The sequence below is a fragment of the Streptomyces sp. NBC_00252 genome, from assembly GCF_036187565.1.
Classification (GTDB): Bacteria; Actinomycetota; Actinomycetes; order Streptomycetales; family Streptomycetaceae; genus Streptomyces.
In genome coordinates, this window is the sequence record NZ_CP108087.1 from 7,940,692 (window position 1) to 7,954,999 (window position 14,308).

A 14,308-nucleotide genomic window follows, 5' to 3' on the forward strand; every position below is an offset into this window, starting at 1 on the left:
TCGCAGAACAGGGGCGGTTCCTCCCACCCGGGAGGAACCGCCCCTGTTCTGCGAGCCGTTGACCGAAGGACTCACTCCTCGGAGGAGTCCTCGTCGTCCCCGTCGGCCTCCGGTTCCGTGTCCGGCTTCGCCGGCCGCTGCGGCTTCGTGCGGCCGCCACCCGGGTTGTCCCGGAGATACGACGCGCTGTCGCTGCCGTCCGCCGTGGCATGGCCCCCGGGCTGCGGGCCGCCGTCGCGTCTGCGCAGGTAGCGCTCGAACTCACGCGCGATGGCCTCGCCCGACGCCTCCGGCAGCTCCGCGGTGTCGCGGGCCTCCTCCAGCGTCTGCACGTACTCGGCGACCTCGCTGTCCTCGGCGGCCAGCTGGTCCACGCCGACCTGCCAGGCGCGCGCGTCCTCGGGCAGCTCGCCCAGCGGGATGCGCACGTCGATCAGGTCCTCCAGGCGGTTGAGCAGCGCCAGGGTCGCCTTCGGGTTGGGCGGCTGCGACACGTAGTGCGGCACCGCCGCCCACAGCGACACGGCCGGGACGCCCGCGTGCGTGCACGCCTCCTGGAGGATGCCGACGATCCCCGTGGGACCCTCGTACTTGGTCTCCTCCAGGTCCATCCGCTGCGCCAGGTCGGAGTCCGACGTGGTGCCGCTGATCGGCACCGGACGGGTGTGCGGGGTGTCACCGAGCAGCGCGCCCAGGATCACCACCAGCTCGACGCCCAACTCGTGGGCGAAACCCAGCAGTTCGTTGCAGAACGAGCGCCAGCGCATGGACGGTTCGATGCCCCGGACGAGCACGAGGTCACGCGGCTTCTCGCCGCCGACCCTGACCACCGAGAGGCGCGTCGTCGGCCATGTGATCTTTCGCACTCCGGCGTCCATCCACACCGTGGGCCGGTTGACCTGGAAGTCGTAGTAGTCCTCGGCGTCCAGGGCCGCGAAGACCTCGCCCTTCCACTCCTTGTCCAAGTGCGCGACCGCGGTGGAGGCGGCGTCGCCGGCGTCGTTCCAGCCCTCGAACGCGGCCACCATCACTGGGTCGATCAGCTCGGGAACCCCCTCCAGCTCGATCACCCAGCGCCTCCTTCCGATCCGTCCTCGCGTACGCCCCAACCTTACGGCGTCCGGCGGGGGCGCCCGCAGCCCCCTTGCACGGGGGAGTGAACCCATGCCTGCCCCGTCCGAGCGGCTCGAACACACAAGATCGCCATCCTGTGCAGCCCCGTCCCGGCCGGTCACTCCTCCGATGGATCGACGGAGCGCCCCACTCGATCACAGGCTCGAACGCAGCCACTGCTCCACGCTCGCGATATGCACCGTCGCCCACGACCGCGCGGCCTCCGCGTCGCGGTCGCGCAGCGCGCCGAGGATCGCCCGGTGCTCGTGCAGCGTCCGGCTCACCGCGTCCTCCTGCGTCAGCCCGCGCCAGATCCGGGCCCGGGTGGTGGGCCCGGACAGTCCGTCGAGCAGTGAGCAGAGCACCGAGTTGCCGGAACTGCGCACGATGCCCCGGTGGAACTCCAGGTCGCAGGCGACCAGTTCCTCCACCGAGGGCGCCGCGCCCAGCGCGTCCAACTGGGCGCTCAGCGCGGCCAGTTGCTGCTCGCTGATGCGCAGCGCCGCCATCCCCGTGGCGGCCGGCTCCAGGATGCGCCGGACGGCCAGGAACTCCAGCACGGTGTCGTCGCGGTGGAAGTCCACCACGAAACTCAGCGCCTCCAGCAGGAGTTGGGGGTCCAGGCTGGTGACGTAGGTGCCGTCGCCCTGTCGCACGTCCAGGATGCGGATCAGCGACAGGGCGCGCACGGCCTCCCGCAGGGAGTTGCGGGACAGGCCGAGTTCGGCGGCGAGTTCGCTCTCCTTGGGCAGCCGGTCCCCGGGCCGCAGCGCGCCGGAGACGATCATTCCCTTGATTTTCTCGATCGCCTCATCGGTGACCGCCATGGCCGGCCTCCCTGTTGTTCAGACATCCGATGTATCAGGCCCATTATGGGGGTTCAGCGGGCTGAACGGGAGGGAAATGCACAGCTCAGGCAAGTGCTTCGAGCTCGGCGAGCGCCGCGTCCTCGTCCAGCGCGCCGAGTGTCCGGTTCCGCATCAGCACCCGCCCGTCCACCACGGTGTCCCGTACGTCCGCCGAGTGCGCGGCGTACGCGAGCGTCGACCAGGGGTCGTGCAGCGGCCGCAGATGCGGCGCCCCCAGGTCCAGCACGATCAGATCGGCCCGCTTCCCGGCCTCCAGGGAACCCAGGTGATCGCCCAGGCCCAGTGCCCGCGCGCCCTCGATCGTCGCCATCCGTACGGCCTGTTCGGCACCGACGGCCGTCGGGTCGCCGCCCGCCTTGTGGACGAGGGCCGCCTGTCGTACGGCGCCCAGCACGTCCAGCGTGTTGGAGCTGACCGCGCCGTCCGTGCCGAGGCCGACGGTGACGCCCGCGCTGAGCAGCCGGGGCACCGGCGCGATGCCGCAGCCCAACTTCAGGTTGGACACCGGGCAGTGGGCGACGGACGTGCCGGTGCGGGCCAGCGCCGCGATCTCCGGGCCGGTCAGGTCCACGGCGTGCGCGAGCAGCAGATCGGGGCCGAGCAGCCCCAGCGAGTCGAGCAACTCCACAGGCCGCTTGCCGTACTTGACCTCGACGGTGGCGACCTCGGTCGCGTTCTCCGCCGCGTGGATGTGCAGCAGCGCCCCGAACTCCCGTGCCAGGTCGGCGATCTCGACGAGCTGATCGGGGGCGAGGGTGTAGGTCGAGTGCGCGAACAGGACCGGGCGGGTGCCGTGGCGTGCCTCGCCCCGGGCCGCCAAGTCCCGTCGCGCCCAGTCGAGTCGGTGTTCGTACGGCATCCCGTCCGGCGGTTCCGGCACGTCCATGAAGGTGGGGCCGGTGTGCAGTCGCCAGCCGGCCTCGCGGGCCACCTGTTCGGCTGCCTCGTGGAACCAGTACATGTCGAGCGCCGAGGTCACCCCGGCGCGTACGCTCTCGGCCACCGCGAGCCGCACCGCCGCCGCCACGTTCTTCGGCGCCAGCAGCTCGGCCTCCCACTTCAACACCCGTTCCAGGAAGCCCTGGAGTGTCACGTCGTCGGCGCGACCGCGCAGCAGCGTCATCGCGAGATGCGTGTGCGTGTTGATCAGCCCCGGCAGGACGAGACAGCCCGCCGCGTCAATGGACTCCGTGGCCGTGAACCGAGTTGTCACTTCCGCGGTCGGTCCTACGGCGACGATCTCGCCCTCGTGGACGGCAACCGCCCCGTCCCGTACGACCGTTCCGGCCTCGTCGACGGTCAGGACGTCCCCGCCGTGCACCAACAGGTCGATGGTCATGCCGCGTACTCCTCCGCCAGCAGCCGCAGCGCCTCCAGCGACACCACCGCGCCCCGCTCGACACCGGCCGCGACGACGTCCCGGTGCGGGTCGTACCCGCCGGTGGTCTCCGCGTCGACCAGCTCGTCGGCGTTCGCGCCGTCCACGACCAGCACCCCTCCCGCGACGAGACCGCGCAGCGAGGCCGTCACCAGCAGCGCCGACAGCTCCATCTCGATCGCCGCGAGCCCGGCGCCGTCGTAGGAGAAGAGGGGGAGGAGGCCGGGCTGGAAGGCGGCGCGGGTCCAGACGATGCCGCGGTGGTGCGGGGCGTCGGCGGCGCGGGCCGCGCGCTGGAGGGCGAGGACCGCCTCGGGGGCGGCGACCGCCGGGTACTCCGGGGGCAGCAACTGCTGGGTGACACCGTCGTCGCGGACGGCCGCCTCCGCGATGACGAGGTCGCCGTCGCCGATGCCGGGCTTCATCGCGCCCGCCGTGCCGAAGCGCAGGAAGGTGCGCACGCCCGCGTCCGCCAGCTCCTGGAAGAGCAGGATCGCACCCGGTCCGCCCACCCCGTGCGAGGCGACGGTGACCGGCAGGCCCTTCCAACTCCCGCTGAACACCCGGTATTCGCGGTGGTACGACACCTCCTCGGCACCGTCGAGCAGCGCGGCGACGGCGGCGGCGCGCGCCGGGTCGCCGACGACGACGGCGTGCGCGGGAAGTCCCGTGCGCGGTATTCGGGTGATGGGCGACAGGTCCTGCGTCATGTGACAGCTCCGGTGGGGGAGTCGGCGGTACGGCGACGGCGGCGGGCCGTCGGGAGGAAGAGGGCGACGTGGTTCACGACGTACGGCGCGGCGTCCGTGGCCTGTCGGGACAGGCCGACGCCCTGGAGACGGAAGCCGGCGGCCTCGGCGAGACCGAAGAGCAGCGCGGCGAGCGGCACACCGACGGGTGCCGGGCGGCCGAGCATCACCGCCACGACCGCGATCCAGCCGTGGCCCGCGAGTGACGAACCGTCGAAAGTGCCTGCACACCGAAGACCGTACGCAACAGGAAGCTGGTCGGACCAACCGCGTGGAGGTTCATGGCGATTCCGAGAACCACCGCGTCCCCGCGCGAAGCCACCGGACGCGTCACTCCGCGTCGAACCACTCCTTGCCCGCCGCCCAGTGCGCCACCCAGCCGGCGAACCCCGGCGCGGAGGTCGTGTGCCCGAACTCCGCGCCGAACGGCATGGCGCCCACATCGGTGATGTGCCAGATGTGGCCGCGCTGGGGGCCGGTGACGACCAGGTGCCAGTTCATCGCGCAGCCGTCGGTGCCGAGCACGATCGAGCCGTGGTTGAGGACCTGCTCGACGACCGCGTCGGGATCGTCGTAGGGCCCGTCGTCCTCTTCCCACAGCCAGCCCGCGGTGAGCGGGAAGGGCTGGCCCGGGTAGCGCTCCTCCTCGGCGCCGCCCCAGTCGTCCGGCAACTCGGCCAGGCCCACCAGCCCGTATTCCGGGGGCCCTTGGAACGACCCGTCGGACAACTCCGCCACGTACGTCCGGTACGGCTCCGGCAGCACCACCCCGTGCTCCGCCTCGAACGCGCGCACCGCGTCCCAGCCGAGCGCCGACTCCCCGCCGTCGGCGACCCCGAACGCCGCCCGCAGCGCGGCGAGTTCCTCGGCGGAGGCCTGATCGTTGTTCATCCGCCCATGAAAACACCCGGCACTGACAACCGGGCGCGCGGAAGGGGCGGCCCCCGGCAGGGAACCGCCCCTTGTCACGTCGTCGTGGCGAAAACCGTCGTGGCGACCGGTGTCGTAGCCCTGGCGGCTACTTCTTGTCGAGGAGGTCCTGGACCTTTTCGCGGACCTCGTCCGTGGCCAGGCCGCGGATCGTCAGGGTGGTGCGGCGGCGGAGGACGTCGTCCTGGGTCTCGGCCCACTCGTGGTCGCGGGCGTAGACGACCTGGGCCCAGATCTCGGGGGCGTCGGGGTGGACGCGCCGGCCCAGCTCCGGGTTCTCGTTGGCGAGTCGGGCGATGTCGAAGGCCAGGGAGCCGTAGTGCGTGGCCAGGTGCTTCGCCGTGTCGGCGGCCATGCGCGGGCCCGGGGCCGGGTTGTCGACCAGGAGGCGGTGGGCGACCGCGCGCGGGTTGGCGACGCCGGGGAGCGGGAGCTTCTTCGGGAGGGAGGAGATCGGCTCGAAGTCCTCGCCCAGCGGACGGCCGGGAAGGGCCTCCAGCTTCTGCATGACCGTACGGCCGATGTGCCGGAACGTCGTCCACTTGCCGCCCGCGACGGACAGCATGCCGCCCCTGCCCTCGGTCACCACCGTCTCGCGCTTGGCCTTCGCGGTGTCGCCGGGACCGCCCGGCAGCACACGGAGGCCCGCGAAGGAGTACGTGATCAGGTCACGGGAGAGCTGCTGGTCGCGGACCGAGAACGCGGCCTCGTCCAGGATCTGGGATATGTCCTTCTCGGTGACCGAGACATCCGCGGGGTCGCCCTCGAACTCCTCGTCGGTCGTGCCGAGCAGCAGCATGTCCTCCCAGGGGAGGGCGAACGTGATGCGGTACTTGTCGATGGGGGTCGCCAGAGCGGCCTTCCACGGAGCCGTGCGCTTCAGGACCAGGTGCGCGCCCTTCGACAGGCGGATGGACGGCGCCGCGTTCGGGTCCTCCATCTTGCGCAGGTGGTCGACCCACGGCCCGGTCGCGTTGAGCACCAGGCGTGCGCTCACGCCGAACTCGTCGCCCGAGGTGGTGTCGCGCAGCTCCGCGCCGGTCACCCGGCCCTGGGTGAAGCGCAGGCCGGTGACCTCGGCGTGGTTGAGGACGACCGCGCCCGCCTCGACGGCCGCGCGGACCGTCATCAGCGCCATGCGCGCGTCGTTCATCTGGTCGTCGCCGTACACGGCCACGGCCTTGAGGTTCTCGGTGCGCAGCTCGGGCACGTCCTGCGCCGCCTTCGCGGGGGACAGGAGGTGGCCGACGCCGTCGCCGAACGCGGAGAGCGCGGAGTAGGCGAACACGCCCGCCCCGAGCTTCGCCGCGCCGTGCGGACCGCCCTTGTACACGGGCAGGTAGAACGTGAGCGGGTTCGCCAGGTGGGGAGCCACCTGGCGGGAGACCGCGCGGCGTTCGAAGTGGTTCTCCGCCACCAGCTTCACCGCGCCGGTCTGCAGGTAGCGCAGACCGCCGTGGAGCAGCTTGGAGGAGGCGGAAGAGGTGGCACCGGCGAAGTCGCCGGCGTCGACCAGGGCCACCCGCAGCCCGGACTGCGCGGCGTGCCAGGCGGTGGAGATGCCCAGGATGCCGCCGCCGATGACGAGGAGGTCGTACGTCGCCTTGGAGAGCTGCTCCCGGGTCTCGGCCCGGCTCGGGTTCGAGCCGGAGGCCGGGTGCGTACCGAGGGCAGGTACGGACTGCAGGGTGGACTGACTGGTCATGTGGGGTTCTTACTCCTCGTCCTCGAGCCAGCCCATGGTCCGCTCGACGGCCTTGAGCCAGCTCTTGTACTCACGGTCGCGCTTCGCCGCGTCCATGTTGGGGGTCCACTCGGCGGCCCGGCGCCAGTTGGCGCGCAGGTCGTCGGTGCTGGTCCAGAAGCCGACGGCCAGGCCGGCGGCGTAGGCGGCACCGAGGCAGGTGGTCTCGGCGACCATCGGGCGCACCACGGGGGCGTCCACGAAGTCGGCGAGGGTCTGCATCAGCAGGTTGTTGGAGGTCATGCCGCCGTCGACCTTGACGGCCGCGAGCTCGACGCCGGAGTCCTTGGTCATGGCGTCGGTGATCTCACGGGTCTGCCAGGCGGTGGCCTCCAGGACGGCGCGCGCGAGGTGCGCCTTGGTGACGTACCGGGTCAGACCGGCGATCACACCGCGGGCGTCGGAGCGCCAGTACGGGGCGAACAGACCGGAGAAGGCCGGCACGAAGTAGGCGCCGCCGTTGTCCTCGACGGAGAGCGCGAGCGTCTCGATCTCGGCGGCGGTGGAGATCAGGCCCATCTGGTCGCGCATCCACTGCACCAGCGAACCGGTGACGGCGATGGAGCCCTCCAGGGCGTAGACCGCCTTCTGGTCGCCGATGCGGTAACCGACCGTCGTGAGCAGGCCGTTGTAGGAGTTGACGGGCTTCTCGCCGGTGTTCATCAGCAGGAAGGTGCCGGTGCCGTACGTCGACTTGGCCTCGCCCTCGGCGAAACAGGTCTGGCCGAACAGGGCCGCCTGCTGGTCGCCGAGCGCCGAGGCGACCGGGATGCCGCCGAGCAGGTCGCCGAGGCGGCCGCCGGTGACCTCGCCGTAGACCTCGGCGGAGGAGCGGATCTCCGGCAGCATGTTCAGCGGGACGCCGATGGACTCGGCGATCTTCTCGTCCCACTGCATGGTGTGCAGGTTCATCAGCATGGTGCGGGAGGCGTTGGTGACGTCGGTGTAGTGCTTGCCGCCGTTCACACCGCCCGTCAGGTTCCAGATGACCCAGCTGTCCATCGTGCCGAAGAGGATGTCGCCCGCCTCGGCGCGCTCGCGCAGGCCGTCGACGTTGTCGAGCAGCCAGCGGGCCTTGGGTCCGGCGAAGTACGAGGCGAGGGGGAGGCCCGTCTCGCGGCGGAAGCGGTCCTGGCCGACGTTGCGCCCGAGCTCCTTGCAGAGCGCGTCGGTGCGGGTGTCCTGCCAGACGATGGCGTTGTGGACGGGCTCACCGGTGTTCTTGTCCCACAGCAGCGTGGTCTCACGCTGGTTGGTGATGCCGATGGCCTTTATGTCGTCGCGGGTGATGCCCGCCTTCTCGATGGCGGAGGCGACGACTTCCTGGACGTTGGTCCAGATCTCGGTGGCGTTGTGCTCGACCCAGCCCGGCTTCGGGAAGATCTGCTCGTGCTCCTTCTGGTCGACGGAGACGATACGGCCGTCCCGGTCGAAGACGATGCAACGGCTGGAGGTCGTGCCCTGGTCGATGGCCGCGATGAACGGTCCGGCGGTGTGCGCGTCGGTCACTGTGTGCTCCTGAGGGGTTCCGTGATCATGAGGACTGGTTCTACTGCTGCTTCAGTGCTCGGAATACCGGTTCTCGGCAGGTTCTAAGCAAAGGCGACGTGGTAGATGCCCGCAGCGATCGCGCCGCCGATCAGCGGACCGACGACCGGGATCCAGGCGTAGCTCCAGTCGGACCCTCCCTTGTTGGGCAGGGGGAGCAGGGCGTGCACGATGCGCGGACCGAGGTCACGGGCCGGGTTGATCGCGTAGCCGGTCGGGCCACCGAGGGAGAGACCGATGGCGACCACGACGAGGGCCGTGATCAGCCCGCCGAGGACGCCGAGGCCGTTGCCCTTGTCGTTGAGGCCCTGGGTGAGGACGGCGAGGAGCAGCACGATGGTGCCGATGATCTCGGTGGCGAGGTTCTGCCAGACGTTCCGGATCTCCGGGCCCGTGGAGAAGATGCCCAGGACCGGGCCCGCGCCCTTCTCCTCGGCCTCGACGGCCTTGGCCGCCGGCTCGCCGACGATCTCCTTGTCGGTGAGGTGGGCCTGGAACTGTCCGTAGTAGGCCACCCAGACGAGCGTCGCGCCGATCATGGCGCCGAGCAGCTGCCCGGCCCAGTAGATCGGGACGTTCTTCCAACCGCCGTTCTCGATCGCCAGGGCGAGGGTCACGGCCGGGTTGAGGTGGGCTCCGGAGAGCGGGCCCGAGATGTAGACGGCCGTCATGACGGCGAAACCCCACCCGAAGGCGATGGCGAGCCAGCCGGCGGCACGGGCCTTGGAGGCCTTCAGCGTGACGGCGGCGCAGACGCCACCGCCGAGCAGGATGAGTACGGCGGTACCTATGGTCTCGCCGATGAAGATGTCGGAGCTGGACACCCGCGACTCCTTTGTCCTTCGTCCAGGGAAGCCGAACCCCGGGTCCCGCCGGGGATTCGTGCGCCCTCGGGGGTGAGAGCGATGCCGGCCTTTGGCGTTGTCACACTCTAGCGCGTATTGCCGGTAAGTGTTCGACAATGCCGACCGATGGACGGGAGTCTTGCCCCGTGGTTACGGGCGCGTCAAGAGTGCTGTTATCGAAAACACGATCGTTATTGATCGCTGTGGGCTATCGATCTCACGGTCGACGCGGACGGCGATCAAGTGGACACCGTGTGTACTGATTTGGCGTTTTAGCCGACTTTGTCATTCAGGGTACGACTGATACCGGAACGTCCGCATGGCGGTCCGGTGAGATCCCGCTGTGAATCCGCTGAGTTCAGAACCTTCCGGCGCCGAGATCCCGCGACACCGCGCGGGCGCAGTCCCGTACCGCGGCGATCAGCTCGGGGCGCAGCTCGCCCTCCCGGCACAGCCGCTCCACGGCGCCGGTGATCCCGACCGCGCCGACCGGCATGCGCCGCCGGTCGTGGATGGGCGCGGCGATGGACGCGACGCCCTCCCAGGTCTCCTCGACGTCGGCCGCGTAGCCACGCGCGCGTGTCACGTCGAGGATGTGCTCGAAGTCGGCCAGGGCGGACACCGTGCGGTCGGTGAAGGGCTTGCGGTCGGCCTCCATGACCTCGCTGTGCGCGACCGGGTCGTAGGCCGACAGCACCTTGCCCAGGGCCGTCGAGTGCAGCGGCTGCATGGCGCCGATCTCCAGGACCTGCCGGCTGTCGTCGGGCCGGAAGACGTGGTGCACGATCAGGACGCCCTGCTGGTGCAGCACTCCCAGGTGCACGCTCTCGCCGCTGGAGCGGGCCAGGTCGTCCGTCCACACCAGGGCGCGGGCCCGCAGTTCGTGGACGTCGAGATACGTGGTGCCCAGGCGCAGCAGTTCGGCGCCGAGCTGATAGCGCCCGGAGGCGTCGTCCTGCTCGACGAAGCCCTCCTGCTGGAGGGTGCGCAGGATGCCGTGGGCCGTGCCCTTGGCGAGGCCGAGCGACGAGGCGATGTCCGAGAGGCCGAGCCGTCGCTCGCCGCCCGCGAGCAGGCGCAGCATCGCGGCCGCCCGTTCGAGCGACTGGATGTTCCGTGCCATCGCCGTACTGCCTCCGTCCCGTTCGACCGTCGACGCGCGACGTCGCTGCCGCCGTTCGGCAATGTCGAACACTACCGGTCGATGCCGACCTCCCGCTAATGGTCGGTCGATTCCAGTCACGTCTCTGTTCCGTCACTTGTCGCGAGAACCTAGACGGCGTTGACCCGCCCGTCACCCCGGTCCGCGTCCCGTTCACCCCGGTGGGCGTCACCGTCGATCAGGTCCGCCTCATGGACGCCTCGAGCATCCTTCCGCCCGGCCCCGTTACCCTGGCGACGTGCACGCTCCCGGGGGAGTTCCGTGAGAGGTTCCCTGGGAAGCCGCAAAGCCGACAGCCGTCGCACTCCAGGGAGCCCCTTCATGGCCTCGTCGCCACAGACCCCTTCTGCCGACAGCCGGACCCGTGTGTCCGCGCTCCGAGAGGCACTCGCCACCCGCGTGGTGGTCGCCGACGGAGCCATGGGCACCATGCTCCAGGCGCAGGACCCCACGCTCGACGACTTCGAGAACCTCGAAGGCTGCAACGAGATCCTGAACGTCACCCGCCCCGACATCGTCCGCTCGGTCCACGAGGAGTACTTCGGCGCCGGTGTGGACTGCGTCGAGACGAACACCTTCGGCGCGAACCACTCTGCGATGGCCGAGTACGACATCCCCGAGCGCGTCCACGAACTCTCCCAGGCCGGCGCCCGCATCGCCCGCGAGACCGCCGACGACTTCACCGCCCGCGACGGCCGCCAGCGCTGGGTCCTCGGCTCCATCGGCCCCGGCACCAAGCTGCCCACCCTCGGCCACATCGGCTACAGCACGCTGCGCGACGGCTTCCAGGCCAACGCCGAGGGTCTGCTCGCCGGCGGCGCCGACGCCCTGATCGTGGAGACCACCCAGGACCTCCTGCAGACCAAGTCGTCGATCCTGGGCGCCCGCCGCGCCATGGAGGCGACCGGCGTCGACGTACCCCTGCTGGTCTCCATGGCCTTCGAGACCACCGGCACCATGCTGCTCGGCTCCGAGATCGGCGCCGCGCTCACCGCGCTGGAACCCCTCGGCATCGACATGATCGGCCTGAACTGCTCGACAGGCCCGGCCGAGATGAGCGAGCACCTGCGCTATCTCGCCCGCCACTCCCGCACCCCGCTGCTCTGCATGCCGAACGCGGGCCTGCCCATCCTGACCAAGGACGGCGCCCACTTCCCGCTCGACCCCGAGGGCCTGGCCGACGCGCAGGAACACTTCGTCCGCGACTACGGCCTGAACCTCGTCGGCGGCTGCTGCGGCACCACCCCCGAGCACCTGCGCCAGCTCGTCGAGCGGGTCCGCGAGGCCACGCCCACCGAGCGCGACCCGCAGCCCGAGCCGGGCGCCGCCTCGCTCTATCAGACGGTCCCGTTCCGCCAGGACACCGCCTACATGGCGATCGGCGAGCGCACGAACGCCAACGGCTCGAAGAAATTCCGCGAGGCCATGCTCGACGGCCGCTGGGACGACTGCGTGGAGATGGCCCGCGACCAGATCCGCGAGGGCGCCCACATGCTGGACCTCTGCGTGGACTACGTCGGCCGCGACGGCGTCGCCGACATGGAGGAGCTCGCCGGCCGCTTCGCCACCGCCTCCACCCTGCCGATCGTCCTGGACTCCACCGAAGTCCCGGTCATCCGGGCCGGGTTGGAGAAGCTCGGCGGACGCGCGGTCATCAACTCCGTCAACTACGAGGACGGCGACGGCCCCGAGTCCCGCTTCGCGAAGGTCACCAAGCTGGCGCAGGAGCACGGCGCCGCCCTCATCGCGCTGACCATCGACGAGCAGGGCCAGGCCCGTACGCCCGAGCACAAGGTCGCCATCGCCGAGCGGCTGATCGAGGACCTCACGACGAACTGGGGCATCCACGAGTCGGACATCCTCATCGACACCCTGACCTTCACCATCTGCACCGGCCAGGAGGAGTCCCGCGGCGACGGCATCGCCACCATCGAGGCGATCCGCCGCCTCAAGGCGAGCCACCCCGACGTCCAGACCACACTGGGCCTCTCGAACATCTCCTTCGGCCTCAACCCGGCCGCCCGCGTCCTGCTCAACTCCGTCTTCCTCGACGAGTGCGTCAAGGCGGGCCTCGACTCCGCGATCGTGCACGCCTCGAAGATCCTCCCGATCGCCCGCTTCGACGAGGAGCAGGTCACCACCGCCCTCGACCTCATCTACGACCGCCGGGCCGAGGGCTACGACCCCCTCCAGAAGCTGATGGCCCTCTTCGAGGGCGCCACCACCAAGTCCCTGAAGGCGGGCAGGGCCGAGGAGCTGGCCGCCCTCCCGCTGGACGAGCGGCTCAAGCGGCGCATCATCGACGGCGAGAAGAACGGCCTGGAGGCCGACCTGGCCTCGGCGCTGGAGACCCGCCCCGCCCTGGACATCGTCAACGAGACGCTCCTGGACGGCATGAAGGTCGTCGGCGAACTCTTCGGCTCCGGCCAGATGCAGCTGCCGTTCGTGCTCCAGTCCGCCGAGGTCATGAAGACCGCGGTCGCCTATCTGGAGCCGCACATGGAGAAGTCGGACGCCGAGGGCAAGGGCACCATCGTGCTCGCCACGGTGCGCGGCGACGTCCACGACATCGGCAAGAACCTCGTCGACATCATCCTGTCCAACAACGGCTACAACGTCGTCAACCTCGGCATCAAGCAGCCCGTCTCCGCGATCCTGGAGGCCGCCGAGGAGCACCGCGCCGACGTCATCGGCATGTCGGGCCTCCTGGTCAAGTCCACGGTGATCATGAAGGAGAACCTCCAGGAGCTCAACCAGCGCAAGATGGCCGCCGACTACCCGGTCATCCTGGGCGGCGCCGCGCTGACGAGGGCGTACGTGGAGCAGGACTTGCACGAGATCTACGAGGGCGAAGTCCGCTACGCCCGCGACGCGTTCGAGGGCCTGCGCCTGATGGACGCCCTGATCGGCGTCAAGCGGGGCGTGCCCGGCGCGAAGCTGCCCGAGCTGAAGCAGCGCCGGGTGCGGGCGAGCGCGGCCGTGGAGGTCGAGGAGCGCCCCGAGGAGGGCCACGTCCGCTCGGACGTCGCCGTCGACAACCCGATCCCCGAGGCACCGTTCCGCGGCACCCGGGTCATCAAGGGCATCCAGCTCAAGGAGTACGCGTCCTGGCTCGACGAGGGCGCCCTCTTCAAGGGCCAGTGGGGCCTCAAGCAGGCCCGCACCGGCGACGGCCCGAGCTACGAGGACCTCGTCGAGACCGAGGGCCGCCCCCGCCTCCGCGGCCTCCTGGACAAGCTCCAGACGGACAACCTCCTCGAGGCGGCCGTCGTCTACGGCTACTTCCCCTGTGTCTCCAAGGACGACGACCTGATCATCCTGGACGACGAGGGCAACGAGCGCACCCGGTTCACGTTCCCGCGCCAGCGCCGTGGCCGCCGCCTCTGCCTGGCCGACTTCTTCCGCCCGGAGGAGTCCGGCGAGACCGACGTCGTCGGCTTCCAGATCGTCACCATGGGCAACCGCATCGGCGAGGAGACCGCCAAGCTCTTCGAGTCGAACTCCTACCGCGACTACCTCGAACTGCACGGCCTCTCCGTCCAGTTGGCCGAGGCACTCGCCGAGTACTGGCACGCGCGCGTGCGCTCCGAACTCGGCTTCGCCGGCGAGGACCCCGCGGACGTCGAGGACATGTTCGCCCTCAAGTACCGCGGCGCCCGCTTCTCCCTCGGCTACGGCGCCTGCCCCGACCTGGAGGACCGCGCGAAGATCGCCGCCCTGCTGGAGCCGGAGCGCATCGGCGTCCACCTCTCGGAGGAGTTCCAGCTGCACCCGGAGCAGTCCACGGACGCGATCGTCATCCACCACCCGGAGGCGAAGTACTTCAACGCCCGCTGATCCGCACAGGCCGCCGACCTGACCGGCGCGCTGAACTAGGGGCGCCCTGGAACGGACGAGCACATTGATCGGATAAGTCGTACACTGGTCGGTCCACCGCAGGCCGGTCGCCTCTCTGTGAAAAAGAGGCGGC

General features: G+C 70.3%; 11 protein-coding genes. 1 reads left to right on the top strand and 10 read right to left on the bottom strand.

What is annotated here, in order from left to right; genetic code table 11:
* Positions 1-71: 71 nt before the first annotated feature.
* The 10 genes from OHT77_RS35325 to OHT77_RS35370 form a co-directional block, all read right to left on the bottom strand.
* Entirely contained in the window at positions 72-1,070 is a 999-nt protein-coding gene (locus OHT77_RS35325) for a PAC2 family protein (protein ID WP_328832450.1), read from the bottom strand.
* A 198-nt stretch (positions 1,071-1,268) separates the two neighbouring features.
* On the bottom strand, positions 1,269-1,940 hold the full coding sequence (locus OHT77_RS35330; protein ID WP_266767124.1) for a FadR/GntR family transcriptional regulator: 672 nt from the start codon (positions 1,938-1,940) through the stop codon (positions 1,269-1,271).
* Between the two features lie 85 nt (positions 1,941-2,025).
* Complete coding sequence (locus OHT77_RS35335) at positions 2,026-3,321, bottom strand: amidohydrolase (RefSeq protein ID WP_328832451.1); 1,296 nt, start codon at positions 3,319-3,321, stop codon at positions 2,026-2,028.
* Positions 3,318-4,070, bottom strand: a complete 753-nt coding sequence (locus tag OHT77_RS35340) for a phosphorylase family protein (RefSeq protein ID WP_328832452.1) — start codon at positions 4,068-4,070, stop codon at positions 3,318-3,320. The genes OHT77_RS35335 and OHT77_RS35340 overlap by 4 nt, the downstream gene beginning before the upstream one ends.
* Entirely contained in the window at positions 4,067-4,285 is a 219-nt protein-coding gene (locus OHT77_RS45095; protein ID WP_443048168.1) for a hypothetical protein, read from the bottom strand. Before OHT77_RS45095 ends, OHT77_RS35340 begins: the two co-directional genes overlap by 4 nt.
* A gap of 154 nt (positions 4,286-4,439) precedes the next feature.
* Positions 4,440-5,000 (bottom strand): SMI1/KNR4 family protein, encoded by a 561-nt coding sequence (locus OHT77_RS35350; protein WP_328832453.1) that lies wholly within the window; start codon positions 4,998-5,000, stop codon positions 4,440-4,442.
* Positions 5,001-5,127: 127 nt separating this feature from the next.
* The gene (locus tag OHT77_RS35355) at positions 5,128-6,744 is read right to left on the bottom strand and encodes a glycerol-3-phosphate dehydrogenase/oxidase (RefSeq protein WP_328832454.1); all 1,617 of its coding nucleotides are present in this window, start codon (positions 6,742-6,744) and stop codon (positions 5,128-5,130) included.
* A 9-nt stretch (positions 6,745-6,753) separates the two neighbouring features.
* Entirely contained in the window at positions 6,754-8,292 is a 1,539-nt protein-coding gene (gene glpK, locus OHT77_RS35360) for a glycerol kinase GlpK (RefSeq protein ID WP_328832456.1), read from the bottom strand.
* An 83-nt stretch (positions 8,293-8,375) separates the two neighbouring features.
* Positions 8,376-9,155 carry an MIP/aquaporin family protein gene (locus OHT77_RS35365; RefSeq protein WP_328832457.1) on the bottom strand — a complete coding sequence of 260 codons (780 nt, stop codon included), beginning with the start codon at positions 9,153-9,155 and terminating at the stop codon, positions 8,376-8,378.
* 379 nt (positions 9,156-9,534) lie between these two features.
* Complete coding sequence (locus OHT77_RS35370) at positions 9,535-10,299, bottom strand: IclR family transcriptional regulator (protein WP_266767108.1); 765 nt, start codon at positions 10,297-10,299, stop codon at positions 9,535-9,537.
* A gap of 360 nt (positions 10,300-10,659) precedes the next feature.
* Between OHT77_RS35370 and metH the strand changes: the two genes are divergently transcribed.
* Positions 10,660-14,175 carry a methionine synthase gene (gene metH, locus OHT77_RS35375; RefSeq protein ID WP_328832458.1) on the top strand — a complete coding sequence of 1,172 codons (3,516 nt, stop codon included), beginning with the start codon at positions 10,660-10,662 and terminating at the stop codon, positions 14,173-14,175.
* Positions 14,176-14,308: the final 133 nt, after the last annotated feature.

What these genes read in the sequence shown, in the direction of transcription:
- OHT77_RS35330 (WP_266767124.1), bottom strand. Translation starts at nt 1,940, where the DNA reads ATGGCGGTCACCGATGAGGCGATCGAGAAAATCAAGGGAATGATCGTC.
- OHT77_RS35335 (WP_328832451.1), bottom strand. Translation starts at nt 3,321, where the DNA reads ATGACCATCGACCTGTTGGTGCACGGCGGGGACGTCCTGACCGTCGAC.
- OHT77_RS35350 (WP_328832453.1), bottom strand. Translation starts at nt 5,000, where the DNA reads ATGAACAACGATCAGGCCTCCGCCGAGGAACTCGCCGCGCTGCGGGCG.
- metH (WP_328832458.1), top strand. Translation starts at nt 10,660, where the DNA reads ATGGCCTCGTCGCCACAGACCCCTTCTGCCGACAGCCGGACCCGTGTG.
- OHT77_RS35355 (WP_328832454.1), bottom strand. Translation starts at nt 6,744, where the DNA reads ATGACCAGTCAGTCCACCCTGCAGTCCGTACCTGCCCTCGGTACGCAC.
- OHT77_RS35370 (WP_266767108.1), bottom strand. Translation starts at nt 10,299, where the DNA reads ATGGCACGGAACATCCAGTCGCTCGAACGGGCGGCCGCGATGCTGCGC.
- OHT77_RS35340 (WP_328832452.1), bottom strand. Translation starts at nt 4,070, where the DNA reads ATGACGCAGGACCTGTCGCCCATCACCCGAATACCGCGCACGGGACTT.